This window comes from Micromonospora sediminimaris (genome assembly GCF_016863575.1).
GTDB lineage: Bacteria > Actinomycetota > Actinomycetes > Mycobacteriales > Micromonosporaceae > Micromonospora > Micromonospora sediminimaris.
Map to the genome: position 1 here is coordinate 55033 of NZ_BOPD01000010.1, position 25669 is coordinate 80701.

General features: G+C 71.2%; 23 protein-coding genes. 17 read left to right on the forward strand and 6 right to left on the reverse strand.

Annotated elements, in window-relative coordinates; all coding sequences use genetic code 11:
* Positions 1 to 170: 170 nt before the first annotated feature.
* The 7 genes from Vse01_RS08520 to Vse01_RS08550 all read left to right on the forward strand — a co-directional run bounded on the left by Vse01_RS08520 (position 171) and on the right by Vse01_RS08550 (position 5003).
* Positions 171 to 689 (forward strand): DinB family protein, encoded by a 519-nt coding sequence (locus Vse01_RS08520; protein WP_093407046.1) that lies wholly within the window; start codon positions 171 to 173, stop codon positions 687 to 689.
* A gap of 312 nt (positions 690 to 1001) precedes the next feature.
* A complete protein-coding gene (locus Vse01_RS08525; protein ID WP_093407044.1) occupies positions 1002 to 1787 on the forward strand; it encodes a cellulose binding domain-containing protein in 786 nt (261 codons plus the stop codon).
* 102 nt (positions 1788 to 1889) lie between these two features.
* Positions 1890 to 2528, forward strand: a complete 639-nt coding sequence (locus tag Vse01_RS08530) for a transporter (protein WP_093407041.1) — start codon at positions 1890 to 1892, stop codon at positions 2526 to 2528.
* Entirely contained in the window at positions 2525 to 2836 is a 312-nt protein-coding gene (locus Vse01_RS08535) for a transcriptional regulator (protein ID WP_093407038.1), read from the forward strand. The genes Vse01_RS08530 and Vse01_RS08535 overlap by 4 nt, the downstream gene beginning before the upstream one ends.
* Positions 2833 to 3732 (forward strand): ABC transporter ATP-binding protein, encoded by a 900-nt coding sequence (locus Vse01_RS08540; RefSeq protein WP_093407036.1) that lies wholly within the window; start codon positions 2833 to 2835, stop codon positions 3730 to 3732. Before Vse01_RS08535 ends, Vse01_RS08540 begins: the two co-directional genes overlap by 4 nt.
* Positions 3733 to 3741: 9 nt before the next feature.
* Positions 3742 to 4479 (forward strand): ABC transporter permease, encoded by a 738-nt coding sequence (locus tag Vse01_RS08545; protein WP_093407032.1) that lies wholly within the window; start codon positions 3742 to 3744, stop codon positions 4477 to 4479.
* Positions 4480 to 4511: 32 nt separating this feature from the next.
* Entirely contained in the window at positions 4512 to 5003 is a 492-nt protein-coding gene (locus Vse01_RS08550) for a molybdenum cofactor biosysynthesis protein (RefSeq protein ID WP_093407029.1), read from the forward strand.
* A gap of 6 nt (positions 5004 to 5009) precedes the next feature.
* Here the strand turns inward: Vse01_RS08550 and Vse01_RS08555 are convergent, their stop codons facing one another.
* Complete coding sequence (locus Vse01_RS08555) at positions 5010 to 8363, reverse strand: ATP-binding protein (protein ID WP_093407027.1); 3354 nt, start codon at positions 8361 to 8363, stop codon at positions 5010 to 5012.
* Between the two features lie 146 nt (positions 8364 to 8509).
* Between Vse01_RS08555 and Vse01_RS08560 the strand changes: the two genes are divergently transcribed.
* Positions 8510 to 9406: an alpha/beta fold hydrolase gene (locus Vse01_RS08560; RefSeq protein ID WP_093407024.1), complete on the forward strand. Its 897-nt coding sequence runs from the start codon at positions 8510 to 8512 to the stop codon at positions 9404 to 9406.
* A 491-nt stretch (positions 9407 to 9897) separates the two neighbouring features.
* Here the strand turns inward: Vse01_RS08560 and Vse01_RS08565 are convergent, their stop codons facing one another.
* Positions 9898 to 11991, reverse strand: coding sequence for a glycoside hydrolase (locus tag Vse01_RS08565; RefSeq protein ID WP_093407021.1), 2094 nt, complete (start codon positions 11989 to 11991; stop codon positions 9898 to 9900).
* A 339-nt stretch (positions 11992 to 12330) separates the two neighbouring features.
* Between Vse01_RS08565 and Vse01_RS08570 the strand changes: the two genes are divergently transcribed.
* Positions 12331 to 12936 (forward strand): DUF998 domain-containing protein, encoded by a 606-nt coding sequence (locus tag Vse01_RS08570; protein WP_093407019.1) that lies wholly within the window; start codon positions 12331 to 12333, stop codon positions 12934 to 12936.
* On the opposite strand, the gene Vse01_RS08575 is transcribed toward Vse01_RS08570, so the two are convergent.
* Complete coding sequence (locus tag Vse01_RS08575; protein WP_093407016.1) at positions 12838 to 13461, reverse strand: DinB family protein; 624 nt, start codon at positions 13459 to 13461, stop codon at positions 12838 to 12840. The genes Vse01_RS08570 and Vse01_RS08575 overlap by 99 nt on opposite strands.
* Positions 13462 to 13493: 32 nt before the next feature.
* On the reverse strand, positions 13494 to 16145 hold the full coding sequence (rph, locus tag Vse01_RS08580) for a rifamycin-inactivating phosphotransferase (RefSeq protein ID WP_232511320.1): 2652 nt from the start codon (positions 16143 to 16145) through the stop codon (positions 13494 to 13496).
* A 180-nt stretch (positions 16146 to 16325) separates the two neighbouring features.
* On the opposite strand from rph, the gene Vse01_RS08585 reads away from it, so the two are divergent.
* The gene (locus Vse01_RS08585) at positions 16326 to 16991 is read left to right on the forward strand and encodes a TOPRIM nucleotidyl transferase/hydrolase domain-containing protein (RefSeq protein WP_232511319.1); all 666 of its coding nucleotides are present in this window, start codon (positions 16326 to 16328) and stop codon (positions 16989 to 16991) included.
* A gap of 55 nt (positions 16992 to 17046) precedes the next feature.
* Complete coding sequence (locus Vse01_RS08590; RefSeq protein WP_093407011.1) at positions 17047 to 17514, forward strand: NUDIX hydrolase; 468 nt, start codon at positions 17047 to 17049, stop codon at positions 17512 to 17514.
* Positions 17515 to 17568: 54 nt separating this feature from the next.
* Here the strand turns inward: Vse01_RS08590 and Vse01_RS08595 are convergent, their stop codons facing one another.
* On the reverse strand, positions 17569 to 18648 hold the full coding sequence (locus Vse01_RS08595) for a tartrate dehydrogenase (RefSeq protein ID WP_093407008.1): 1080 nt from the start codon (positions 18646 to 18648) through the stop codon (positions 17569 to 17571).
* Positions 18645 to 19334 carry a GntR family transcriptional regulator gene (locus Vse01_RS08600; RefSeq protein ID WP_093407173.1) on the reverse strand — a complete coding sequence of 230 codons (690 nt, stop codon included), beginning with the start codon at positions 19332 to 19334 and terminating at the stop codon, positions 18645 to 18647. Before Vse01_RS08600 ends, Vse01_RS08595 begins: the two co-directional genes overlap by 4 nt.
* 101 nt (positions 19335 to 19435) lie before the next feature.
* Here Vse01_RS08600 and Vse01_RS08605 point away from each other — a divergent pair, with 101 nt between their 5' ends.
* From Vse01_RS08605 to Vse01_RS08630, 6 genes are all read left to right on the forward strand, one after another.
* Entirely contained in the window at positions 19436 to 20710 is a 1275-nt protein-coding gene (locus Vse01_RS08605; RefSeq protein ID WP_198413200.1) for an MFS transporter, read from the forward strand.
* Positions 20711 to 20720: 10 nt separating this feature from the next.
* Positions 20721 to 21653 carry an NAD(P)-dependent oxidoreductase gene (locus Vse01_RS08610; protein ID WP_093407006.1) on the forward strand — a complete coding sequence of 311 codons (933 nt, stop codon included), beginning with the start codon at positions 20721 to 20723 and terminating at the stop codon, positions 21651 to 21653.
* Positions 21650 to 23260: an FAD-binding dehydrogenase gene (locus tag Vse01_RS08615; RefSeq protein ID WP_093407003.1), complete on the forward strand. Its 1611-nt coding sequence runs from the start codon at positions 21650 to 21652 to the stop codon at positions 23258 to 23260. The genes Vse01_RS08610 and Vse01_RS08615 overlap by 4 nt, the downstream gene beginning before the upstream one ends.
* A 6-nt stretch (positions 23261 to 23266) precedes the next feature.
* Positions 23267 to 24628, forward strand: coding sequence for an acyclic terpene utilization AtuA family protein (locus Vse01_RS08620; protein WP_093407001.1), 1362 nt, complete (start codon positions 23267 to 23269; stop codon positions 24626 to 24628).
* Positions 24625 to 24942: a DUF4387 domain-containing protein gene (locus tag Vse01_RS08625; RefSeq protein ID WP_093406998.1), complete on the forward strand. Its 318-nt coding sequence runs from the start codon at positions 24625 to 24627 to the stop codon at positions 24940 to 24942. The genes Vse01_RS08620 and Vse01_RS08625 overlap by 4 nt, the downstream gene beginning before the upstream one ends.
* 111 nt (positions 24943 to 25053) lie before the next feature.
* Positions 25054 to 25581 carry a hypothetical protein gene (locus tag Vse01_RS08630; RefSeq protein WP_093406996.1) on the forward strand — a complete coding sequence of 176 codons (528 nt, stop codon included), beginning with the start codon at positions 25054 to 25056 and terminating at the stop codon, positions 25579 to 25581.
* Positions 25582 to 25669 lie beyond the last annotated feature (88 nt).

Here is a 25669-nt window from a genome sequence, read left to right on the forward strand (position 1 = left end):
GAGACCTTTCTGATCGATGAAGCTAAGCCGATCACGGTCTGCGGTCAAGGGCCACCGAAGGCTTACCGCCGCCGGTGGAGCCGAGTTCGACCGGATGTGCCGAGCGCTGGCGGAGGGGACTGTCGGGGGTGGCCAATAGCATCCGGTCGACCGCCGACGAAGGGCCGACCATGATCGAGACCGAGCTGCCAGCCGAGCGCGCCGACCTGCTTCAGGCCCTGCGCCAGCACCGCTTCTTCCTGCGCAACACCGCTCGGGAGCTGACCGACCAGCAGGCCGCCGAGCGCAGCACCGTGAGCGAGCTGTGTGTGGGCGGGGTGATCAAGCACGTCACGCACTGCGAGCGCGACTGGGTCGACTTCATCGTCAATGGTCCGGCGGCGATGGGCAGCTCGGACGACCCGGGCGTCTACGAGCGTCATGCGCAGTCGTTCCAGATGCTGCCGGGGGAGACCCTGGCCGGCATTCTGGCGGCGTACGACGAGGTGGCGCGTCGCACAGACGAACTCGTCGCCACCCTGCCCGACCTCGACGCCGGTCAGCCGTTGCCGGAGGCGCCCTGGTTCGAGCCGGGCGCCCGCTGGTCGGCCCGCCGGGTGCTGCTGCACATCATCGCGGAGACATCCCAGCACGCCGGGCACGCCGACATCATCCGCGAGGCCATCGACGGTGCCAAGTCCATGGGCTGACCTGCCTGGCGGGCCCGGGTCCTGACGCGACATCCAGGCTCGTGTCCGGTCCGCCGAATCGGCGTGGTTGTATCGAGGGGCGTCGACTGGGAGACTCGGGCTCATCGACCGCGTCCGGGGAGCCGATGTGGTCGCTCGACGGGCGTGGGCGCGCCGTGGATGCCACGCGTCCGGGCAGCCCTCTTGTGCGCGTACCGCCACCGTGACGTCTGCTGTCGACGCCGTCAGCGGTCCGTTGGCCGGTGCCCGACAACCTACCGGCCGTCGGCTGGGTCAGCCGACCCGCCGGTCACCGTCCCTTGGAGGTAACGGATGCTACGTACGCTCGGCGTGGTGCTGACCGCAGTGACCCTGGCCGCAGTCGCCGGGGTCACGGCGGCCGGCGCCGCCGACACCCCGGCCGCCTCGACTCCGGTGCCCCTGTGGACCCCGAGTCCGAGTCCGACCCCAAGCCTGACCCCGACCCCGACCCCTACGGTGGCGTGCCCGCCGGCACTGCCGATCAGCGGGATGGTCACCGGGGTCACCGCCACCTCCGTCACCATCAGCTACTCGCTGATGTTCAGCGGCCCACCCTGCGGCTACGACCTGCCGATGACCGTCCTGCTCTTCACCAGCCGTGACGACGCGGCGAAGTGGCAGAACCCGGTGGCCGAGGCGGTCACCGGGCTGGAGCGCAACGGGCAGGTGACGCTCGACGGGCTGACCCCGGACACCGAGTACTGGTTCCGGTTCAGCGACGTCGAGGCCAGGCGTGATCCGTACGTCATCGGTGGGCCGGCGAGGACGGAGCCGTTGTCCCCCTGCGGCGCGACGGCCACTATCGACGCCCGTTGGGGCAGCGGCTTCGTCGCCACGGTCACCGTACGCAACACCGGCAGCGAACCGCTCGACGGTTGGCTCGTCCGGTGGCGGTGGTCCGGTGACGAGCGGATCCAGTCGGTCTGGGGTGGCGTGCCCGACAACTCGGCCGCCGACGTCACGGTCCGCAACGCGCCGTACAACGGCACCGTCGCGCCGGGCGGCACCACCACGTTCGGGCTGCTCGCCTCGGCCAGCACGGTGCCGGCGGGGATCACGATGACCTGCGGAAGCTGACGAGCGATCCCGTTGGCCTGCGGACCGCTGACCGGTCCGCAGGCCAACGGGGCATAGGGGCCGCCGTCGGCACCCTTGACTTTGCATCTTAAAGTAGTTTGCGTGATCGCCGACGATGACCTGCCACCCGAGGACCCGGCCGCCGCCCTGCGACTGATCGACGAGCAGCGGGCCACCGCCGCCCGTCAGTTCGAGCCGGACCCGCGTGCCTACTACTGGCCCTGGGGGCTGGCCTGGCTGATCGGCTTCGGGCTGCACTTTCTCTACTACTCGCCGGGCGACACACCCCTGGTCGAGATGCCCTCGTGGCTGCCGCTGACAGTGTTGTTCGTCCTGCTGGCCGCCGCCGGCGCCGTCAGCGCGGTGGCCGGCGCACGGGCGTACGGGCAGGTGACCGGGGAATCCGCCCGGCGCGGCGCCTGGTACGGCTGGTCCTGGGGGCTGGGCTTCCTGACCCTCTTCGTGCTCGCCGGTCGGCTGTCCGACAGTCTCCCGCCGGATCTGGTCGGCCTGCTCTGGTCGGCCCTCGCGGTGGGGCTGACCGGCATCCTGCACATGGCCGGCGGCGCGATCTGGTTGGACCGGCCGCTGTTCCTGCTCGGTGTCTGGATAACCGTGGTCAACCTGCTGGGCACCATCGCCGGCCCCGGCTGGCACGCCCTGATCGTCGCGGTTGCCGGCGGCGGCGGGATGCTGCTCGCCGGACTGCTCGGTTGGCTGCGTCGCCGAGGCCGACGATGACCGAACTCGACCCGGTCATCCACGCTCAGGCCCGGTTGCGGGTGGTCGCCTCCCTGTCCGCCCTGCCCGATTCCGATCAGGTGACCTTTCCTCGCCTCCAGGAGATCCTCGGGATGACCGCAGGGAACCTCTCGGTGCACCTGCGGCGGCTGGAGGAAGCCGGCTACGTCGCCGTCACCAAGACCCATCGGGGTCGTACCCCGGTAACCCTGATCGCGCTCACCCGTCGCGGCCGCCTGGCCTTCGAGGAGTACACGGAGGCGATCCGGGCGCTGCTCGCATCCGCCGATGCCAAGGAGACGTCATGATTCTCGCCCGGGCCGAGCAGGCCACCCGACGCTACGGTGACGTCCTGGCCCTCGACCGGGTCGACCTGAACGTGCCGGCTGGCGAACTGGTCGGCCTCCTCGGGCCGAACGGCGCCGGCAAGAGCACCCTGCTCAACCTGCTCGTCGGGCTGCGTCGCCCCACCGGCGGCCGGGTGCTGCTGTTCGGTGGCGATCCCCGCGACCCCGCGTGCCGTCGCTGGGTCGGGGTCACTCCACAGGAGACCGGGCTGCCCGGCTCGCTCCGCGTCGGTGAGGTGGTCGACTTCGTCGGCGCGCACTTTCCCGACCCGGTCCCACGGGCCGAGCTGCTCGACCGGTTCGGTCTGGCCGACCTGGCCCGACGACAGACCGGTGGTCTGTCCGGGGGGCAGCGGCGGCGGCTGGCGGTGGCGCTGGCCTTCGTCGGTCGGCCCCGGCTGGTCCTGCTCGACGAGCCGACCACCGGCCTCGACGTCGAGGCCCGGCACGCGCTGTGGGACGCGATCCGCGCCTTCCACGCCGACGGCGGTACGGTCCTGCTCACCAGCCACTACCTGGAGGAGATCGAGGCGCTGGCGCAGCGGGTGGTGGTCATCGGGCAGGGTCGGGTGCTCGCCGACGACAGCGTCGCCGCGATCCGCGCGGTGGTCGGTCTGCGCCGGGTCAGCCTGACCGCCGACGACCTGCCGACCCTGCCGAACTTGGTCCGGGTGGAACGGGACCGGGAGCGGATCCATCTGCTCACCGCCGACGCCGACCAACTGGTCCGCGATCTGGTCACCGCCGGTGTGGCCTTCCGCGACCTGGAGGTCCGACCCACCTCGCTTGAGGAGGCGTTCCTCACCATCACCGCCGAGAGCCGTCCGGCGGACGCCGGCGTGCCGACCACCGCCTGAGGAGACGCCGTGCAGTACGCCCTGGCCCACGCCCGCTATCAACTGCTGGAACTCGTCCGGACTCCGGTCGCGGTGTTCGGCAGCGCCTTCTTTCCGGCCGTCGCGATGCTCTTCTTCGTGGTGCCCGCCGTCGGTGACAACCCCGTCGGCGCCACCTACGCCACCGCCGCCATGGTCACCTTCGCGGTGCTAAGCGCGAACGTCTTCCAGTACGGCGTCGGTGTCGCCGAGGACCGGGCCCAGCCGTGGGATCCGTACCTGCGGACCCTGCCGGTCGGGCCGGCGCCCCGGTTCGCTGGGCGGGTGCTGGCCGGTCTGACCCTGACCTACCTGTCGCTGCTGCCGGTGGTGCTCATCGCTGCGCTGCTCACGGAGGCCCGGACCACCGCAGCGGGGTTCGCGCTCGCCGCCGTCGCCGTCGCGCTGGTGTCGGTGCCGTTCACGCTGATGGGGCTGGCCATCGGGTACGCCCTGCCGAGCAAGGCGGCGATCGTGGTCGCCCAACTGGTGTTCTTCCCACTGGCCGTGGGCGGTGGACTGCTCACCGCACCCGGGCAGGCGCCCGCGTTCATCGAGGCGATCGCACCCTTCCTGCCGACGCGGGGCGCGGTCGAGCTGATGTGGACGGCAGTGGGCGACTTCCGGCCCGAACCGCTCTCGATGGTCATGCTGGGGGTATGGATCGTCGGGCTGGCGGCACTCGCCGGCTGGGCCTACCGGCGCGACGAGGGACGCCGCTTCTCCTGACCCGGTCACCGCGCCCGGCATAGGGTCGGGGCATGCCGGAGATCGTCCAGTTGCTGGCCTCGCCCGTGCACCGGTTCGTCGGCCGGCCGGCGGACGGGCCGGTGCCGGCGGCGGCCGGTGAGCTGGTGGACGAGATCCAGGTCCGGGCCGAGCTGGGCATCGTGGGGGACCGGTACTTCGGCAAGGCCGCACATCGGCAGGCGAGCGTCACCGTCATCGCGGCCGAGTCGCTGCCGGCCGGGACCGGCCTGGCTCAGGTACGGCGCAACATCCTGACCCGGGGCATCACCGTGGACGACCTGGTCGGCTCGGTGCTGGTGCTCGACTCCGGCCAGGGGCCGGTGCGGCTGCGGGCGAACCGGGCGGCGCACCCCTGCGCCTGGATGGACGTGACCATCGGCCCCGGCGCGTGGCGTGGCCTGCGCGGCAGGGGAGGCCTCCGCTGCACCCCGTTGACCGATGGCTTCCTCCGGGTCGGCCCGGTCGACGTGACGATCGAGGACGACCCGGCGCGGCGGAGGTGAGCCCACTTACCCGTGGGCGGACGAGTAGTGGACCTGCGCGCGGTCATGGTCGCCGAGCGCGGCGGCGAGGTCGCCGAGGTGACGGGCGACCGGGCCGAGGGTGAGCACACCGCTGCCGGCACCGGCCAGCTCGCCGTCGGCGGGCAGCAGGTCGGCGTACGTGGCGCGGATGCGGGACCGGTCGCCGAGCGCGACGGCGGCGCGGGCGACGAGGCAGCCGCGGGCCTCGCGCAGCAGATCGTGCGGCGAGTCCGGCACGGCCTCCAGGGCTTCGGCCGCCTCGGTGCGACGACCGGCGGCGAGCAGCAGCAGCGGGCGGACCCAGGGTTCGTGCGGGCCCCAGTCCTCGCCCCGCCAGCGGACCGTCTCGCCCGGTGTCGGGTCGCCGCCGGTGGTCAGCCGGAGGCAGAACAGCGCCAGCGGGGCCAGCCCCTGCGCCATGCCGGGCAGTTCGTCCGCGGGCAGGGCGTGATCCGCCTCCCGGTAGGCGTCCTCCGCCTCGGCGGGTCGCCCCTCGATGGCCAGCCGCAGGGCGGCGTACCACCGGGTGAAGAGACCGACCAGGGGCAGCTCGTAGCGACGGGCGAGGTGCTCGGCGGCCGTGGCGCGGGCGTCGGCCGTGGCCAGGTCGCCGACCGCGCAGTACGCCTGCATGGCGATGAGGTGACCGAGCACCTCGAAGGTCACCAGATTCCGCGAGCGGGCCACCTCCGCCAGCTCCACGCCGAGCCGGGCCCGCTCCGACGCCAGGCCGGCCCGGTGGAAGGTGTGCAGATAGCGGGCGTTGAGCGCCAACGCGAGCAACGGCACGTCGCCGGTCTGCCGGGCGATGTCCTCCGCCTCGCGGGCGGCCCGGTCGCCGCGATCACCGGTGCTGCCGCGCAACTCCAGCGCCAGGGTGGCCAGCAGGTGACCTCGGCGGGTGCGATCGTCCGGAGGCAGGGCCGCCAGTGCCGTCTCGACGGCCAGCGCGACCTGCCGGGACAGCGGCTCGTCGTCGTTGCGGGTCCAGATCGCCGGTACGGCGAAGGCGGTGAGCACGTCCGCCAGCAGCTCGGGGTCGTCGAGTCGCTGCGCGGTGCTGATCGCGGCGGCCCGGTGCCGGCGGGCCTGCGCCAGCCGACCGGTGACCGCGAGGGCCCGTCCCAGACCCATCTGCGCCGCCAACCGGCCGTGCACGTCGCCGTCGGTGGCCCGGTCGTACGCGGTGACCGCCTGCTCCCAGAGCCGGACCGCGTCGTGCGGGGCGGCCCGCGCCTCGGCCTGCTCGGCGGCCGACCGTGCGTAGCGGGCCGCACGGCCGGCGGTGGCCCGGTTGCCTGCGGCGGTGAAATGGTGGGCGAGGGCGGCGGCCTGGTGCGGGTGCAGCCGTTCCAGGGCCTCACCGACGGCGGCGTGCCACCGGGCGCGTCGGGCTGCCGGCAGGTCGTCGTAGAGGGTGTCACGGACCAGGATGTGGGTGAAGCGCAACTGCCCGGCCGTACCGTGCGCGCTGAGGAAGCCGGCCTGTTCGGCCTGGTCGAGAGCGTCGAGGACGACCGGTTCGCGTTCGCCGGTCGACGCCGACAGCACCTCCGGGTCGACCTCGCGGCCGACGACCGCCGCCTGCCGTAGCAGTGTGCGGGTGGCTTCCGGCAGCTGCGCGAGGCGGTGCCGGATGACGTCCCGCACCCCGGCGGGTACCCGGGCGAGCGCCTGCGGACCCTCGGCGGCGAGCAACCGGGCCAGCTCGCGGACGAAGAACGGGTTGCCGCCGCTGCGATGGTGAATCGACCTGAGGGTGGCGGCGTCGACGTCGAACCCCACGACCTCCCGGGTGAGCTCGGCGGTCGCCACCTCGGACAGGCCAGTGAGGTAGACCCGGGCCGGTTCGCGGGGTGCGAGCCGGGCCAGCGTCGCCGTCAGCGCGGCACCGACCTGCGACGTGCGGTACGCAGCGATGATCATGACGGGGCCGCTGGCCGGTGCGGGCTCGGCGAACAGGCCGGTGAACAGGTCCAGGGTGCCCTCGTCGGCGCGGTGCAGGTCGTCAAGGACCAGTAGCACCGGGGCTTGCCGGGCTGCCGTGTCGACAAGTGTGATCGCCTCGCGCCGCAACCGGAACCGTAGCGTCTCGAGGCTCCGTTCGCTGCCGTCGACGGGTACCGGTCCGGCGTCGGCCGGCGGTGACGGCGTGACCGGCTGTGTCGGCCGGATCCTCGCCGTCAGCGTCTGGTTGATCTGCGTCCAGGGCCAGGCGGTCGGTGCACCGTCGTACTCGGGGACGCTCCCCCAGGCGGTCACCCAGCCGTCGGCCGCCAGACGACGGGTGAGCGCGTCGAGCAGGGCGGTCTTGCCGGCGCCCGCGTCGCCGGAGATCAGGGCGACGGCCGGCGCGCCGTCCCGGGCCGTGTCGGCGGCGACTCGTACGAGGCGATCCAGTTCCGGTTCGCGGCCGATGAAGGGACGCCGCCCCGGCGGCACGTCGGGACGTTCCGGGGGCGTGCCGTCGGCCCCGACCGGCACCTCGGGGGAGGAAGCCGGCGCCGCAGCGGGGGCGGCGGGCGCCGGTGTCGGCGCGGTGGGCGTGGTCGGGGCGAGGTGCGGTGCCTGCCGGAGGATGTCGGCTTCGAGCTGACGCAGCCGGGGCCCAGGGTCGATGCCGAGTTCGTCGACGAGGGAGTCGCGGACCCGGCGCAGCGCGGCAAGGGCCTCGCCCTGCCGGCCGGAGCGGTACAGCGCGACGGCCCACAACCGCCAGATGTCCTCGCGCAGCGGATGGGCCTCGGCGTCACCCCGCAGGACGGTGGCGGCCTCGACGTCGCGCCCGAGCGCCATCAGCGCTTCGGCCCGCCGCTGGCTACCGAGCAACCGCAGGTCGTCGAGGCGGTTGATCTCCCCACGGGCCCAACCCTCCCCGTCGTACCCGGCGTAGGCGGGCCCTCGCCACAGGGCGAACGCCCCGTCCAGGCCGGTCAGCGCCGCCTCGGGGCGGGCCTGGTCGAGCAGCCGTCCGGCCTCCACGACCGCCGCCTCGAACCGCCAGGCGTCGACGCTGTCGGCGGGGGCGCGCAGCGCGTACCCGGGGGGTGTGGTGATCAGCAACCGGGCCGGGCGGCGGGCCGGCCGTTCCGGCTCCAGGGCCCGGCGCAGATCGGCCACGAAGGTGCGGATCGCCGCGATCGACCCTTCCGCCGGCGGGTGCCAGAGGTCGGCGAGGAGTTGGTCGACGGGGACCACCCGGCCCCGGGCGATCAGCAACCGGGCGAGCACGGCGCGGTGCCGGGGACCCTTCAGCCCGACCGGTACGCCACCGGCCCACGCGGTTACCGCACCGAGCACCCCGAAGGACACCGCCGGAACCGTGTCCTGCCTGGTCATGTGACCACTCTAGGGCGAGTGCCGATCATGGCGGCGGTCCGCCCGTACTCATCGGGCACTCATCCGCTGCTGATCCGGCCCGGCGAACCTCGGTGTCGACGACCGGCAACCGCCGTTCGACACCCACGTGATCCGGAGGACCTGGAATGACCCCGCGCATCAGCGGCTTCGAACAGCAGCGCGTTCCCGTCGCCGACGGGGTGGAACTGCACGCCGCCGTCGGCGGCTCCGGCAGCCCGATCGTGCTGTTGCACGGCTTCCCGCAGACCCACCTGATGTGGCGGCACGTCGCCGCCGACCTGGCCGCCGACCACACGGTGATCGTGCCGGACCTGCGCGGTTACGGCGCCAGCGACAAGCCCGCCGATCCGGACGGCACCGCGTACGCCAAACGAACCATGGCCGCCGACGTGGTCGCGCTCGCCGGGGCGCTCGGGCACGAGCGCTTCGCGTTGGCCGGTCACGACCGGGGTGCCCTCGTCGCCATCCGTGCCGGACTCGACCACCCGGAACGCATCACCCGTCTCGCCATTCTCGACGTGCTGCCCACCCTCGACATGTGGGACGTGCTGCACGGCGTGGACGCGGCGGTCGGCTTCCATTTGTACCTGATGGCGCAGCCACCCGGCCTGCCCGAACAGATGATCGCGGCGAGCGCCGACGCCTTCTTCGGCCACTTTCTGGACGTCTGGACCCGTGACCCCGGTGCCATTCCCGCCGACGTACGTGCGGCTTACCTCGCGGCGTCCCGCGCGTCGGTGGACTCGATCGTCGCCGACTACCGGGCCACCGCGGGCGTCGACGTCGTTCACGACCGGGCCGATCGGGCGGCCGGTAACCGGCTGCGGATGCCGGTGACGGTGCTTCAGCAGGACTGGGGTGCGGCTCTGGGGTACGACGCCGCCGGGTTGTGGCGTGGCTGGGCGCCGGACCTGGTGCACGAGACGGTCACCTGCGGCCACTTCATGGCCGAGGAGGCCCCGGCCGACGTGGTCCGGGCGCTACGCGCGCTGCTGGCCCGAGAGCCCGCCCGGCTGGCGTGACGGTGCGGGCCCGGCCGGGGGCACCGGCCGGGCCGTCCGTCAGGACATCGGTCTGCATCCAGCTTGTTGATGACCCTGGGTGAAACTCACTCAGCGTGTCACTCCCGGCCGCCCTCCCGAGCTGCACTAGCCACGCTTTGCTCTGCTTCAACCCACGCAATAGCCGTTGAGCAGCAGTGGCGCATCGGTGGTGATCTGCCGTTCGACCGGGCGGCGACACAGAGCGTGACTGTTGCGTCGGTTGAAGCAGAGCAAAGCGGGGTGTGGGTAGGTTGGCGGTCGGACGTGATGTCGCCGAGGGTGACGACCGGCGGATGCTGCCGCCGGAATTCCTGCGGGGAGGAATGCCCGTGGCGGAGGGTGCCCGGCCGGCCGGTGCCTGCGGCGTGGGCGTCTCCGTCAGCGGTGGATGCCGCCGTTGGCGAGCAGGCGGGTGATTGGGAGGGTGGCGGCGCTGAGCGCGACCGTGTGCACGCCCAGCCGGCGTATGGTCAGTCGCTGAACTCGGCGCGGTCCACAGTGAAGAGGGTGCCGGCACCGCCGGTGAAGACCAGGTAGAGGTCGTGGAAGCCGTTCGCGGCCTGCGGGCTGGTGTCGATCTCTGTCGTCGCGGTGACCCAGTCGGCGCCGGACCCCGGCGGTACGGTCATCGAGCCGACCAGCGGCCCGTCCGGGCTGCCGATCCGTGCCTCGATGACGCCGCCGGCCATCGGGGCGACGGTGGCGTGCAGGCGAAGTTGGCCCTTCTGGTCGGCGAAGCCCGCCGCCGAGCCGTCCGCGAAGTTGACGTTCGCCCAGCGGAGGTGGCTGCCGTCGCGTACGCCCGTGACGACCTTGCCGTGCTCGGGCGTCCTGGTCACCCGCAGCCCGGGGGACTGCCCGTCGTTCTCCTCGGCCAGATAGGTGGAGAAGACGTCCTTGCGGTCGGGCAGTGCGGGCAGCTCGGACCACTTCGGCACGAACGTGGTCACGCTGTGACCCCGCAGATGCGTGCGGAAGGATCCGCCGTGGGTGCGGATGGCGGCCAGCTTCTTCATGTTCTCGTTGCCCGACGTGCGGTACGGCACCACCGACGGACGTGGACCCTTCCCGGCGGCGACGTGAGAGACGCACTCGCCTTGGCTGCGAAAGGTCGGGTTGACGAAGCTGGCCCAGCCGCCTCGCTTGCAGTCCTGCCTGGTCTCCGGTGGCAGCGGGAAGCCGCCGGTGAGGTCGACGGTGAGCGGGACGTCGTTCGGGTTGTTGTTGACCACGACGATGGTGAAGTCGTGCGTCGACTCGTCCTTGTACGCGGTGACCGTCACCCCGGGCGCGGGCGTGCTGGTGGCGTCGATCATCACGTCGCCGGGGTCGAGGAAGCGGCTGTACTGGCCGAATGTGTAGTACCGCTTGAAGATGCGGTACTGGCCGGTCTCGGTCGGGTTGCCGCTCTGCGGGGTGCCGGTGTTGACCAGGCGGATCAGGTCCGAGCCGTCCGCACCGTTGTTCGCCACCGGCCACCACCAGAAGTACGCGCCCAGCCGGGTCTCGTCGAACAGGTTGCCGATCAGGGTCGCGTAGCGCAGGCCGTCGCTTATCGTGTTGTTGACGAACAGCCGGTCGCGCGGCGCGCCCTGGTTCATGTACTCGGTCTGCCAGATGGTCTTGCCCAGCGTGTGCGAGGTGGTGAACGCGGTGGGCGCGGCCCGGGTGGCGCCGTCGATCAGCCCGGCGTAGCCGTGCGCCGCGACGACGTCGACGTACCGGTTCGCCGCCGGGTCGGTGATCGCGGGCAGCGCGTACCCCTCGTGGAAGCCGACGCCCTCGCCGAGCACGATCTTCGCGGTGACGCCCCGTCGTTCGAAGGTGGGACCGAGGTGGTCGCGGACCAGGACGCGTAGTTCCTCGGTGGTCCACTGGCAGCTGGAGTAACCGGTGGAGATGTCGGGTTCGTTGGTCGGAGAGAGGTGCGTGATCCTGATCCCGAACTCGCGCTCGTAACCGAGCACGTACTCCGCCAGGTAGTCCGCGAACGCCTGGTACATGTCGGGTCGGAGCTTGTTCGGTGCGCCGGTGGGGCTGGCGGAGGTGACGCTGTTGTTCTGCTTCATCCACGCAGGTGGGCTCCACACGCTGGCGAGGATCGTCTCGACGCCGCGCGCCTGCGCCTGTCGCATCAACCAGACCTGGTACGCGTCGAAGTCGGCCTTGCGCTGCGCCCAGTCGGGCCGGTCCCACACGAAGGCGCCCGGCTCTGGCTCGATCGTCTGCGTCGGCCCGTCGTAGAGCTGGTCGCCCCACACGCCGCCGTCGCCCACCATGACGCGCACGATGTCCAGGCCGATCCCGGCCCGGTCGTCGAAGATCATGTCAAGCATCTGCGAGGTGAGCGGCTCGCCGAGCCGCTGCACGCCGCCCGCCTTGTGGAAGGCGAAGGACCCGCCGAAGCCGTCTACCGTCTGCCGCTCGGCGTTCCAGTCGACCACGGCGGTGGGTGGGGTGGCGGGCCGGTGCGCGATGCCGCCCCCAGCCGTCGCCGCCACCAGGCCGCCAACGGCGACCAGGGCGGTGGCCAGCCGGATCGTCCACGTCGTCGGTCGTCGCATCAAGGAATCCCCCGTCGCTGCAACCACCCGGCGGTACGGCCAGCGGGAACGCGGGCAGCCACACCCTCGCGACGCCGCGGGTGGTGATCCATAGACGTCTGCGAATCAAGGCTATGGGTTGTCGTATCGACGGGCAAGGTGGATCGGTCACCCGGATCATCGACCGGACGGCGACGTCGTACCTCCCCGTTGCTGTCGCCGCGATTCGTGTAGGGGAGTAGTCCGGATACCTGCGCTTCGCCCTGCGCGACCTCATGACGAGCGGCACTGTCCGGCCGGGGGGCTGACGCGATGTACTGAAGCCGCCGGAGAGCCCGGCAGACGGCAGGAAGAAGTCACGTGGCCTTGTGGGCAGGCGCCATCGGTGCAGTGCTGTTCGTGCTGGTGTTCCTCGCCGACGGCTGGAGTCGACCGGACTACGCCTCGGCACGCCACCCGATCAGCGCGCTGGCGCTCGGCCGGCGAGGCTGGATCCAGACGACGAATTTCGTCGTCTCCGGCTCGGCGATCACGGCGGGGGCGGTCGGGGTGCTCCTCGACGGGCCGAGCACTCTGCTCGGTGTGGTGCTGACCGTCTTCGGGCTCGCCCTCGTCGCATCCGGGTTGTTCCGGATGGACCCGATGCTCGGATATCCGCCGGGTGCTCCGGCCGGGATACCCGAGGAGCACAGCGCCCAGCACCGACTCCACGACCTCGCCGGCGCCGTCGTCTTCCTGTCCCTGCCCCTCGCCGTGGCGATCGGAGCGTTCACGCTGCCCGGGACGTCGTGGCGGATCGTCTCAGCCGGTCTCGCCGTCGCCCTGTTCGTCGGATTCGGCTGGTTCGGCAGGGCGTGGGAGGAGGTGTCACCACGCCTCGGCCTCATCCAGCGCGCCATCGTCATCCCGGGGTGGGGCTGGCTGGCCGCCCTCTTCACCGCGCGGGCCCTCGGCCTGGGCTGGTAGCTGTACGGCAACCGGTGAACCGGCCCTCCGATCGAGGGCGTCTCGGAGAAGGTCCAGGTGTCCGCGGTGCTGGGCGGTCTCCTCAATCATGTGCACGAGGATCCACCGTAGGCTCACCGGCCCGCCGCCGAACGACGGCTTTGCCGCCCGATCGCTGAGGTTCGCGTAGCCGGCGGCGGCACGTCGGCTCCGTTGGCACGCGGTCGCGTACAACGCTGCCAGGTCGGCGGGGGAGTCCTCGCCAGCGGAGTGGAAGTCCCAATCGGGGTCGGCGTCCAGCGGCGCCGACGCCCAGGGCTCGGGCACCGGGGCACCGAGAAGCTTTTCCTGGAACCAGAGGTCTTCCACGCGCGCGAGATGCTTGACGATGCCGCCGATGGTCAACTCCGTAGCCGGCAGGAGCCTGGCCGCCATCTCGTGACGGCTGAGCCCATCCAAGGTGTCGAGGACGCATTGGCGATGGAAGTCGAGGAACTGCTCCAGGGTGCTGCGTTCGTCAGCTGCGACATCGGGGAACTTGACCACTCGATGAGCCTTTCATCTCCAGGGGAGGGCGTCTATCGGGTCAAGATCTCCACGTAGCCGTCGGTGGCGTGCACCCGGATCCGCTGCCGGTCGGGGATCAGTCGGGTGGCGTCTGCCACCCCGACCACGGCTGGCAGGCCGTACTCTCGGGCGATCACCGCGCCGTGGGTCATCTGCCCGCCGACCTCCGTCACCAGGCCGGCGACGGCGACGAACAGGGGCGTCCAACTGGGATCGGTGTGGGTGGTGACGAGGATGTCGCCCGGTTCGAGATCGGCCTGGGCCAGATCCAGGATGACCCGGGCGCGCCCTTCCACGGTCCCGGTGGAGACCGGCAGGCCGACCAGGGCGCCGGCCGGCACGTCGTCGCGTCGGTACGCTCCGGCGACGGCCTCACCCTCCGAGGTGAGCACCCGAGGTGGTCGGAGCGCCTGGTACGACCGGAACTCCTCCCGGCGCTGCCGGATGAGCCGGTCGTCGACGTGGTTGGTGCGTACGGCGTCGTGGAACTCGTCGAAGGTGAGGAAGAAGACGTCCTCCTTCTCGCGGATCACTCGTGCCTCGACGAGACGTTCGGCCTCTGCCAGCAGGGCCTGCTTGTAGACGAAGTAGCGGCTGATGATGTCGTACTTCGGGTACTCCCGATAGCCGGCGAAGGTCCGGACCCGGTCGATCATCCGCTTGGTCTCGGTGGCCTTGCGCTCCCCGTCCGGCAGGGCGCGCAGCCGGGACAGCACCTCCTGCGTCTTCTGCTCCGCAGCCTGCCGGCCCTGCTCGAAACGACGCTCGGCGGCCCCCGGCTCGGCGTGCCGGACGTGTTCCAGCAGTACCGGCAGCAGCGTGGCGGGACGTTCGCGCCACCGTGGCCTGGTGATGTCGATCTCGCCGACGCAGCGCATCCCGTACCGGTCGAGGTACGCCTCGATGGCGTGGCGCGCCTCGGTGCCGCCGGGCAGCCTGGGCAACTCGTCCAGGAAGCTCTCACTCTCGACGTCATGCAGGAACGCCACCACCGCGGGGTGCGGGCGGATCACATCGGCGACGTCGAGCAGCGCCAGCCCCATCTCCGACGTCACGTTGCCGGGGGCGGAGAGGGTCAGCGTGTCGGCCGCGTTCTTCTCGCCCAGCCACTCCCGGAGGTGGTCGTTGAGCCACCAGGTGGCCTCCATCCCGGCCATGATCGCCTGCATGCTCAGCGGGTCACTGAGGACTCGTTTGTGCTCCTGGAACGCGGTTGTCAGGAAGTCGAACAACGCCGTGCCCGCCTTCGTCCGGATGTCGCGCCGCAGGGCGGCGACGGAGGCTTGGCTGCGCTCGACCAGTCCGGCGACGATGGCCGGGTCCGTGTCGATCGCAGTGACCGCTGGGCCGGCGGCCGGTGCGCCACCGGTCTGCGCCTCGGGCCGCGTCGGGGCGGATGGGTCCGGCCGGTTCGGAATGAAGTCGGGGCGGTCGAGGATGGTCTCCAGCGCATCCCTGACCAGCGGGTCGCCCTTACCCATGAGCTCCAGCAGGGCGGCACGGGTCGCGGGGGAGGCCAGCCGCTGCGTGACGTCGACGAACAACCGCCCGCCGGCCGCCTGCATGGGTGCCATGGCCGTCAACTGCCACATCGACAGCCCCAGCGGCTTCATGGCATCGGTCATCATCTGCTGATGGCCGACCGAGACGAAGACGTGGTTGTCCTGGTCGCCGGTTGCCGGGACAGGGAACAGCGTCGTGATGGGCCGGCTCTGCACGATCTGGAAGGCGTCGCCGACCAGGCACCACTCGATGTCCTGCGGGCAGCCGAAATGTGCCTCGATCCGCCGCCCGAGCTGCGCGAGCCGTACGACCTGGGTGTCCGTCAGGGTCGGCTGCTCCCGCCGCTGCGGGTCGACCGGCTGTTCCCGCGTACCACCGTCGGGGAGGGCGTGAAGGGCCCGTCGTTTGGTGGCGACCGCCCGGCCGACGATCTCGTCGTCGCGCACCGTGAACACGTCCGGGTTGACCAGGCCGGAGACCAGAGCCTCGCCGAGGCCGTAGCTGGCATCCACGGAGGAGACCTTCCGGTTGCCGGTGACCGGGTCGGCGGTGAACAGGATGCCGGCCGCGTCCGGGAAGACCATGCGCTGCACGACAACGGCCATCCGGACCGTACGGTGGTCGACGCCGTTGCGCTGGCGGTAGGTCACCGCCCGCTCGCTGAACAGCGACGCCCAGCACCGGCGGACGTGCTCGACGACCGCGGTCGCGCCCAGCACGTTCAGGTACGTGTCGTGTTGACCGGCGAAGGAGGCCGTCGGCAGGTCCTCGGCGGTCGCGCTGGACCGGACGGCGTACCCGGCCTGACCGTCGAGTTCGTCGACGGCGGCGGCGATCGTCGCCGCCAGCTCACCCGGCACGGGAACGGCTTCGATGGCGTGCCGGATCTCGGCGCTGCGCGCCCGGATCGCGTCCCGGTCGTCCGGGTCCAGCCGCGCCAGCTGATCGAGCCGATCGTCGATCGAGGGCACCTCGGCCATGACCCGTCGGAACGCGGCCGTGGTCACGCAGCAGCCGGCCGGCACCCGGAGGCCGTCGATCCGCGTCAGCACGCCCAGGTGAGCGCCCTTGCCGCCCACGACCCCGAGCTGTGTCCCATCGATGTCGTGCAGGCCCAACACGTACTGCCCGGTCGTCCCGTACGTCGACAGCTCCCGCACGATGTGCCCCCGTTTCTTCGTCGGTCCCGTGTCCGGCCGACGATTCTGCGGCAGAACCCGGGTCTTGCCACAAGCCCCCCGGTGCGCTATACGTTAGGAGTGGCAGGGAGGCGACTCTCTGCCTTTGTCTTTGTCGCCCGTCGCGGGGCTCCACCGCCGACCGGACGGGGGAGGCCCACCATGGATGTCACCTCGCGTCGCGAGCCGGCCCGGACCGGCCTGGACGGGCCGTTGGGTGGCAACGCCGCATCGATGCAGGCCACCGCCCGGGCTCTGGCACAGGTCGAGTCGGCCGTGGCCGTGGTGCTCGTCGAGGGCATCAGCGACCAGATCGCCCTGGAAACGCTGGCGGCCGCTCGTGGCCGCGATCTCGCCGCCGAGCGGACCGTCATCGTCCCGATCGGCGGGGCCCACGCGATCGGTCGCTTCCTGACCAGGCTGGGCCCACCCGGGACCGGTCTGCGCCTCGCCGGCCTGTGTGACCTGCGGGAGGAGGAGATCTTCCGGCGTGGGCTGACCGAGGCGGGTGTCGGTACGCCCCGCACCCGCGCCGAGCTGGCGCAGCTCGGCTTCTTCGTCTGCGTCGCCGACCTGGAGGATGAGTTGATCCGTGCCGTCGGCAGCGCGGGTGTCGAAGCCCTCTTCGAGGCCCAGGGCGACCTGCGCCAGTTCCGTGGGTTCCAGAGCCAGCCCGCCTGGCGCGGCCGGGATCCCGACGCGCAGCTGTGGCGGTTCCTGCGCAGCAGCTCGCGCCGCAACCTGCGCTACGCCCGCCTGCTCGTCGAGGCCGCTGTCGCCCGGGACACCGTGCCCCAGCCACTCGACGTGCTGCTCGCCAACATATGACCAGCGTGGCGGGGCTTCCGCCGTTCCGGGTCCGCGCACGGGGACCACTGCTGGGATGAGTTTCCGGCTGGCCGCCTACGCCGTGTGCATCGACGATGAGCGGGTGTTGCTCGTCCGTTGCGTGTGGCCGTCGGGCGAGACGAACTGGTCCCTTCCGGGCGGCCGGGTCGAGCACGCGGAGGATCCGTTCGACGCGGTGCTTCGGGAGGTTGCCGAGGAGACCGGCTGTGATGGTGTGGTCGAACGCCTGCTGGGGGTGGACTCCCGGGTGATTCCCGCCGCCGAGGCACGGTCCGGACGCGAGCACCAGAATGTGGGCATCTTCTACCAGGTCCGCATCACCGGCGGGGTCCTCCGGCCGGAGCCGAACGGCGCGACCGCCGAATCGGTCTGGACTCCGATAGCGGAGGTGGTTCACCTGTGCCGATCCTCCCTCGTGGACGTCGGCCTCGCCCTGGCGCGGACGCGTCCGAAAACCGGGCACGTTCTGCCGGTCCCGGTCGGCGGGCTCGTCCAGCACTGACTCCGAGCGGTACTGCCCCACAACCGGGCAATCCCCGACGGACGCCGAAGGGATTCAGCGTTCCCGGACGCGTTCGGCGATTGCGTGGCCCAGTTCGGCGGTGGTGCCGGTGCCGTGCAGGTCGGGGGTGAGGGGCGCCTCTTTCGGCCCGAGCGCCAGGACGTCCTCGACGGCACCGAGGAGGTGGGCGGCGGCCTCGGAATGGCCGAGGTGGTCCAGCATCATCGAGCCGCACCAGATCTGGCCGATCGGGTTGGCGATGCCCTGGCCGGCGATGTCCGGTGCGGAGCCGTGCACCGGTTCGAAGAGGCTCGGGTGGTGGCGGTCGGGGTTGACGTTGGCGCTCGGCGCGATGCCGAGCGTGCCGGTGCAGGCCGGGCCGAGGTCGGAGAGGATGTCACCGAAGAGGTTGCTGGCGACGACCACGTCGAACCATTCGGGGTGCAGTACGAACTGGGCGGCGAGGGCGTCGATGTGGAACTTGTCGACCCGTACGCGGGGAAACCGCTCGCTCATCGCGGCCACCCGCTCGTCCCAGTACGGCATCGAGATGGCGATGCCGTTGCTCTTGGTGGCTGAGGTTAGGTGTTGTCGCGGGCGGTTCTGTGCCTGCTCGAAGGCGAAGCGCAGCACCCGGTCGACGCCGATCCGGGTCATCACCGTCTCCTGGAGCACGGTTTCCCGGTCGGTGCCCTCGAAGATGCGCCCGCCGACGCTTGAGTATTCCCCTTCGGTGTTCTCGCGTACCACCAGGAAGTCGATGTCGCCGGGCTCGCGGTCGGCGAGGGGGCTGCGGACGCCGGGCATGAGCCGGCAGGGGCGCAGGTTCACGAACTGGTCGAAGGTGCGCCGGAACTGGAGCAGGCTGCCCCAGAGCGAGATGTGGTCGGGCACCACGGTGGGCCAGCCGACCGCGCCGAAGTAGATGGCGTCGAAGGCGCGCAGCGTCTCCTCCCAGTCGGCCGGGAGCATCCGCTGGTGTCGCTGCCAGTACTCAGCGCTGGCGAAACCGAAGTCGGTGAACTCAAGCCGGAGGCCGAAGCGCCCGGTGGTCGCCTCCAGGGCTTCGATTCCGGCCGGTACGACCTCCTTGCCGATCCCGTCGCCGGGGATGACGGCGATCCGGTGGTTCATCGGGCCCTCCGCAGTGCGTCGAGGCCGCCCTGGGCGTCCGCGATGGCGATACGTTCGGCGGCGGCGGAGTCGCCAGCCCGCAGTGCCCGGACCAGGGCGCGGTGGCTGGTGTAACGCTCCATGCCGAAGGTGTCGTCCTCGGCCACCCGCTGCAACAGCAGTTCCCGCCGCTGCGGGCGGGTGAACACCCGGCTCTGGTCGAGCATCCGGACGAGGACCGGGTTGTGGGCGCAGGCGTTCACCGTCTCGTTGAACTCCACCATGGTGTCGAGCAGGGCGTTGAGGTGCCGCTCGGTCGGCATGCCCTGGGTGCGGCGTTCCTTGAGCAGGATCAGCAGGTCGTCAGCCCGGTCGAGGATCTCGTCGAGGGCGTCGAGCTGGTCCGCCGTGGCATGCCGGGCGGCGAACCGGGCGACCAGGCCGCGCAGGCCGACCTCGACCTCGGCGAGGTCGTCGATGGCGGCGTCACGGATCTCGGCGACCAGCACGGTACGCGGCCCGATGCGCTCGATCAGCCCGTCGGACTCCAGCCGCCGCAGCGCCTCGCGGACCGGGGTGGGGCTGATCGCCAGGCGTTCGGCCAGGCCGCGCTCGGTCACCTTCTCTCCCGCTGTGAGCTCACCGGCGGCGATGGCGGCGCGGACCTGACGGTACGCCTGATCGGCGAGCGTCTCCGTGACTGTCATGGCCACACCCTAACTCATGCCATTGCCTAAGTTGCATGCAACGGTTGACGACTTTGCTATAGCAAACTAGCGTGACGCGGCACACGTTACGTGGAGGTGACATGGCCGACATGAAGACTCGCGACGAGGTGTCATACCGGAAGATCACGTTCTTCATCGCTCTCGCGCTGTTCGCGCAGGAGTCGACCTGGAACTTCTACGACAACCAGGTGCCCGTTCTGCTGCGCGAGCACATCACGAGCGCCGCGCTCGTCGGCGTGCTGATGGGCATGGACAACCTGCTGGGGATCTTCATCCAGCCCTGGATCGGCAACCGGTCGGACAACACCCGGACCCGATGGGGTCGGCGCATCCCGTACCTGGCGTTGGGCATGCCCCTCGGCGCGTTGCTCTTCCTGCTCCTGCCCTGGACCACCTCGCTGGTCACGCTGGTCGCGGTGATGGTCTGCTACGCGCTGGTCGCGAACACCATGCGACCGCTCGCCGAGGCGCTGACCCCTGACTTCGTCCCGCCGCACCGACGCGGCCGGACCAACGCCATCGTCAAGATCGCCACTTCGCTGACCATCATCGTGGCGTCACTGATCAGCCTCCTGGTGGTGGACGACCACCCCCGGGCGGCCTTCGTCATCCCAGCGGCGATCATGCTGGTCGTCACCGCCGTGATGATCGTCAAGGTACGCGACAGCCGATCCCCGGCCTATCGGGCCGCGGTGGCCGAGGACGCGACCGCCGGACCTGACCAGACGAAGTCGCCACTGTGGCGGGTCATCACCGAACTGGTCACCAGCCGGGACCGGCGGCGGGTACTGCTGCTGCTCACCGTCTTCCTCTTCGGCGGCGCCTGGTTCGCGTCCCGGTCACTGATGACCCCGTACGGCATGGAGGTGCTCGGCCTGACCCGCGGTGAGGCGGGCGGGCTCACCCTGCCCAGCGGCGTCGCGTACCTGATCGCGGCCTATCCGGCCGCGCTGGCGGCCGAGCGCTTCGGCCGGCTGCGGGTGATCCTGATCGGCATCGCCGTCTTCGCCGCGGCGCTCGCGGCCGGCGCCGTCGTGCGGACCCCCACCGGCACGGTCGTGCTGTTCTGCGTCGCCGCCATGGGCGCCGCCGGATTCCTGATCAACGCGGCGGTCGCGTTGTGGAACCTGGCCCCGTCCAGCCGGATGCTCGGCGCTTACACCGGGCTCTACGCGGTCACCTGGTACCTGGGCGGCTTCGCCGGTCCGGCGCTTGTCGGCGCGGCGGTCGACCTCGTCGGTTGGAACTGGATGCTGCTCGACATCGCCGTGCTGGCCACCCTCGCCGGTGTGGTGGTGATCCGGCTGGCCCGTCTGGTACGGGTCCGCGAGACGACCCCCGCCCTGTCACGTTGAGAGAGAGCCGATGTCGACCATTCTGATCACCACCGACTACCTGCGCCCCGGGGACGAGGTGGACACCTACCTCACCGGCCAGGGCTGCACCACCCGGCACGACCCGATGCGCGGGTCGCGCCGGCCGGCGGACCTGATCGCCGCGCTGACCGGCGCCGACGGCGCGCTGATCGCCAACGAGCCGATGACCGAGCAGGTGCTGGCGGCCTCGCCCGGGCTGCGGGCGATTGTGCGCACCGGTGTCGGATACGACTCGGTGGACGTACCGGCCGCCACCCGTCTCGGCATCAGCGTCAGCAACCTGCCGGGGATCAACGCCAACGCGGTCGCCGAGTACACCATCGCGTTGCTGCTTGCCCAGGCGCGGCATCTGGTCCCGATGGCGGTCGGTGTCGCGGCCGGCGACTGGCCGCGCCAGGACGGGCACGAACTGCGCGGCAAGACCCTCGGCCTGATCGGTCGTGGCGCGGTGGCCCAGCGGGTGCGACCACTCGCCGAGGCGTTCGGCATGACGGTGCTGGGCCACGAGATCCCGCTGGAACACCTGCTCCGCGACGCCGACTACGTGTCGATCCACACCGCGCTGACCCCGCGCACCCGGCACCTGATCGATGCTGCGGCGCTGGCCCGGATGAAACCGACCGCCCACCTGATCAACACGGCACGCGGGCCGATCGTCGACGTCGTCGCGTTGGCCGAGGCGGTCCGGTCCGGCCGGATCGCCGGGGCGGCCCTCGACGTGGTGGACGTCGAACCGCTGCCCGCCGAGAGCGTGCTGCGCGGAGTCGACGGCATCACCGTCTATTCGCACATGGCCGGCCAGACCACCGAGGCCCGCCGCGACTCGGGCCGGTGCGGGGCGCGCGAACTGGTCGCCGCCCTGGCCGGTAACCCGCGGACCTCTGTCAACGCCCACCTGATCGACCCGGAGCAGAGAAGATGACAGCTGATGTGATCGTTGTCGGGGCCGGCCTGGCCGGGCTCGTCGCCACCGCCGAACTCGTGGACGCCGGGCACCATGTCCTCCTGCTCGATCAGGAGCCCGAGCAGAGTTTCGGCGGCCAGGCGTTCTGGTCGTTCGGTGGCCTGTTCCTTGTCGACTCGCCCGAGCAGCGCCGGATGGGCATCCGCGACTCGCGTGAGCTGGCCTGGCAGGACTGGCTGGGTAACGCCGGTTTCGACAGGCCCGAGGACGAGTGGCCCCGACGCTGGGCCGAGGCGTACGTCGACTTCGCCGCCGGTGAGAAACGCGCCTGGCTGCGCCAGCTCGGCGTCAAACTGTTCCCGATCGTCGGTTGGGCGGAGCGTGCCAACAACTCGGTGCCCCGCTTCCACATCACCTGGGGTACCGGGCCGGGGCTGCTGGCGCCGTTCGTCGCCAAGGTGCGCGCCGGGAAGGTGACGGTCAAGTTCCGGCACCGGGTCGACGAGATCGTGCGTACCAACGGCGTCGTGTCCGGCGTACGCGGGAAGGTCCTCGAACCGAGCGGCGCGGAACGCGGCACCGCCACCAGCCGGACGGTCGTCGCGGACTTCGAACTGTCCGCGCCGGTGGTGGTCGTGACCTCCGGCGGCATCGGCGGCAACCACGACCTGGTCCGCCGCAACTGGCCGGAGCGGCTCGCCACGCCGCCCACGCACATGATCTCCGGGGTGCCGGCCCATGTGGACGGCCGGATGATCGACATCGCGGCGACGGCCGGCGGCGCGGTGATCAACCCGGACCGGATGTGGCACTACGTGGAGGGCGTGCAGAACTGGAGCCCGATCTGGGACGGGCACGGCATCCGTATCCTCCCCGGACCCTCCTCGATCTGGCTGGATGCCCTCGGCCGTCGGCTGCCGGCGGAGCTCTCGCCCGGGCTCGACACCCTCGGCACCCTGGCTCACCTGCGGTCCACCGGGTACGACCACAGCTGGTTCGTGCTGACTCAGAAGATCATCGAGAAGGAGTTCGCGCTCTCCGGCTCGGAGCAGAACCCGGACCTGACCGCGCGCAGCGTCCGCCAGGTGCTCGGCCGGATCCGGGCCGGTGCGCCGGGGCCGGTCGAGGCGTTCAAGAACCACGGCGCGGACTTCGTGGTCGCGTCCGACCTGGACGAACTGGTGAACGGGATGAACGCGCTCACGGAGACGCCGTTGCTGGACCCGGCCGAGGTGCGGCGGGTGGTCGAGGCACGTGACCGGCAACTGGACAACCCGTTCACCAAGGACCTGCAACTCGCCGCGATCCGGAACTTCCGGAACTACCGGGGGGATCGGCTGATGCGGACCGCCCCGCCGCACCGGATCTTCGACCCGAAGGCCGGACCGCTGATCGCCGTACGCCTGCACGTGCTCACCCGCAAGACCCTCGGCGGCCTGCACACCGACCTCGACGGGCGGGTCCTGGACGCCACCGGGCAGCCGGTTCCCGGCCTCTACGCCGCCGGTGAGGCCAGCGGCTTCGGTGGCGGTGGCATGCACGGCTACCGCGCCCTGGAGGGCACCTTCCTGGGCGGCTGTCTCTTCTCCGGCCGGCAGGCCGGCCGTGCGATCGCCAAGAATTGAGGAACGATGGCCACCAACCCTGACTCCGTACGCATCCTCGTGCCGGTCGGCATGCTCGGCGCCGGCTTCCCGCCCGAGACCGTCGAACGTGGACTGGCCCTCGGCGCCGACGTGATCGCCGTGGACGGCGGCTCGACCGACTCCGGGCCCTACTACCTGGGCACCGGCACCGCCAAGACCGCCCGCGCCGCGGTCGCCCGCGACCTGCGCCTGCTGCTGCGGGCGGCGGCCACGGCCGGCATTCCGCTGATCGTCGGCTCGTGCGGCACCAGCGGCACCGATGCCGGTGTCGACTGGGTCGCCGGCATCACCCGGGAGATCCTCGCCGCAGAGGGCCTGGACCTGCGGCTGGCCACGATCTACAGCTCGCAGCAGGCCGCCGACCTTGATCTGGACCGGATCCGTCCCCTGCCGCCAGCCGGCGACCTCGACCGGGTGACACTGGACAGCTGCACCAACATCGTCGGGATGATGGGCCACGAACCGATCGCCGCGGCCCTGACCGCCGGCGCCGACGTGGTCCTCGCCGGACGGGCCACCGACACGGCCGTGGCCGCCGCCTATCCCTTGCTCAAGGGCATGCCGGCCGGACCCGTGTGGCACGCCGCGAAGATCGTCGAGTGTGGCGGACAGTGCACCACGAACCCGCGTGCCGGCGGTGTGCTGGCCACCGTGGACGCGACCGGTTTCACAATCGAGCCGCTCGATCCGACCAATGCCTGCACACCCACCTCGGTAGCGGCGCACATGCTCTACGAGACGGTAAACCCGTTCACCATGCGTGAGCCGGCCGGCACCATCGAGGTCGGCGACGCGGTCTACCGCGCCCTGGACGAGCGGCGCGTCCGTGTCGAGGGTTCCCGGTTCGAGCCCGCCGCGCAGCACACCATCAAGCTGGAGGGCGCCCGGATCACCGGGTACGAGACGATGTCGTTCACCGCCATCCGCGATCCGCACATCCTCGGCCAGATCGACACCTGGACCGCCCTGCTCCGCAAGATGATCATCGAGTGGGTGGCCGGGACCATCGGGCTGGGCGAGGGCGACTACAGCTTCGACATCCGCCGTTACGGGTACGACGCGATCCTCGGCGACCTCGACCCGGCCACCGGCCCGCCCCGCGAGGTGGGCGTGATGCTCCTGGTGCGTGCGGCGGACCAGGCGACCGCGACCGCGGTCGCGAAGGTCGCCAACCCACTGATGCTGCACCTGCCCACGCCGGACATGGACTACCTGCCCAGCCTCGCCTTCGCCACGTCACCGGCCGAGACGGAACGCGGAGCGGTGTACGAGTTCGTGCTCAACCACGTCGTCGAGGTGTCGTCGCCGACCAGCCTGTTCCGCGTCTGCCTGGAGGACAACCGATGACCGTGGTCGCCGATCTCGCGCTGGAGGTCCGGTCCAAGAACGCCGGTCCGTTCTGGGTGACGATGGAGGTGTTCGCCCGCGACGCCGACGCCTACGCGGTGGTCGCTGATCCAGCGTTCCTGGACGCCTCGGTGATCGCCCGCCTCTACGGCGTCCCGGCGCAGGACGTCCAGTTCTACCGGATTCCGTCGCTCAACGTCGTGAAGATCTCGTTCCCGCGGCCGGTGGTGCAGGGCAGCCTGCGCGACCACGACATCCACGCCGGGCAGCACCATGTGCCGCTGGCGATGTTGGCCGTCCCACCCGTCACCTGACAGCGCGGCCGGATCCCGGCAAAGCCGGGGGAATCTACCGATTCAAGTTTCGGCTGGTCGTGCTGAAGTTGGTCATCGGCGGCAAGCGGTGCCGCGGCGGAGGGATGACCTGTGGAGATCCTCAGAAGGCTGGCCAAGGCTGCGGTCGTCGGTGGGGTGCTCGCCATGCTCGTGGCGTGTGGGAGCGATGCCGGCTCAGGTTCTTCGACGCCGGGGGCGGCTCCGGGCGCCGCGGAGAGCGTCGACGGTGCCGCGCCGGACGACGACGCCGGGTCGCTGACCGAGCCGAAGGGTGAGGAGTGTGAACGCCTCACCACGGACGAGGTCGCGGACGCGATCGGGGCGCACGACGGCGGGCAGCACGACTACCAACTCGGCGGTTGCGTGTGGACGGCGACCTCCGGTGGGGAAGCGATCCACGCGTCGGTGCTGTCCAAGGACGAGTACGAGGCGGTGGCCGAGATCGGGGAACCGGTGAGCGGATCCGCCGACGGGGCCGTCTACGACGAGATCCATGGCGAGCTGTGGTTCCCGTGCGGCAGCGGTGAGTTCTGCGGCATCAAGGCCGACATCGGTGACTCGGGCCGGCGCAAGGAGGTCGCGTTGCGGATGGGCACGGTCCTGCAAGGCCGCTTGTAGCCCCCGCCGCCCGGGGTGGCGCTACCGCCCGACGCGCCGACGCGCCCGGCTCGCCCGGTCAGACCTGAGTCTGGACCGGGCGAGCCGG

Bases quoted from the DNA above. Each gene is read 5' to 3' on its own strand.
- Vse01_RS08520 (WP_093407046.1), top strand. From the start codon at position 171: ATGATCGAGACCGAGCTGCCAGCCGAGCGCGCCGACCTGCTTCAGGCC.
- Vse01_RS08525 (WP_093407044.1), top strand. From the start codon at position 1,002: ATGCTACGTACGCTCGGCGTGGTGCTGACCGCAGTGACCCTGGCCGCA.
- Vse01_RS08535 (WP_093407038.1), top strand. From the start codon at position 2,525: ATGACCGAACTCGACCCGGTCATCCACGCTCAGGCCCGGTTGCGGGTG.
- Vse01_RS08540 (WP_093407036.1), top strand. From the start codon at position 2,833: ATGATTCTCGCCCGGGCCGAGCAGGCCACCCGACGCTACGGTGACGTC.
- Vse01_RS08550 (WP_093407029.1), top strand. From the start codon at position 4,512: ATGCCGGAGATCGTCCAGTTGCTGGCCTCGCCCGTGCACCGGTTCGTC.
- Vse01_RS08555 (WP_093407027.1), bottom strand. From the start codon at position 8,363: ATGACCAGGCAGGACACGGTTCCGGCGGTGTCCTTCGGGGTGCTCGGT.
- Vse01_RS08560 (WP_093407024.1), top strand. From the start codon at position 8,510: ATGACCCCGCGCATCAGCGGCTTCGAACAGCAGCGCGTTCCCGTCGCC.
- Vse01_RS08565 (WP_093407021.1), bottom strand. From the start codon at position 11,991: ATGCGACGACCGACGACGTGGACGATCCGGCTGGCCACCGCCCTGGTC.
- Vse01_RS08585 (WP_232511319.1), top strand. From the start codon at position 16,326: ATGGATGTCACCTCGCGTCGCGAGCCGGCCCGGACCGGCCTGGACGGG.
- Vse01_RS08590 (WP_093407011.1), top strand. From the start codon at position 17,047: ATGAGTTTCCGGCTGGCCGCCTACGCCGTGTGCATCGACGATGAGCGG.
- Vse01_RS08595 (WP_093407008.1), bottom strand. From the start codon at position 18,648: ATGAACCACCGGATCGCCGTCATCCCCGGCGACGGGATCGGCAAGGAG.
- Vse01_RS08600 (WP_093407173.1), bottom strand. From the start codon at position 19,334: ATGACAGTCACGGAGACGCTCGCCGATCAGGCGTACCGTCAGGTCCGC.
- Vse01_RS08605 (WP_198413200.1), top strand. From the start codon at position 19,436: ATGGCCGACATGAAGACTCGCGACGAGGTGTCATACCGGAAGATCACG.
- Vse01_RS08610 (WP_093407006.1), top strand. From the start codon at position 20,721: ATGTCGACCATTCTGATCACCACCGACTACCTGCGCCCCGGGGACGAG.
- Vse01_RS08615 (WP_093407003.1), top strand. From the start codon at position 21,650: ATGACAGCTGATGTGATCGTTGTCGGGGCCGGCCTGGCCGGGCTCGTC.
- Vse01_RS08620 (WP_093407001.1), top strand. From the start codon at position 23,267: ATGGCCACCAACCCTGACTCCGTACGCATCCTCGTGCCGGTCGGCATG.
- Vse01_RS08625 (WP_093406998.1), top strand. From the start codon at position 24,625: ATGACCGTGGTCGCCGATCTCGCGCTGGAGGTCCGGTCCAAGAACGCC.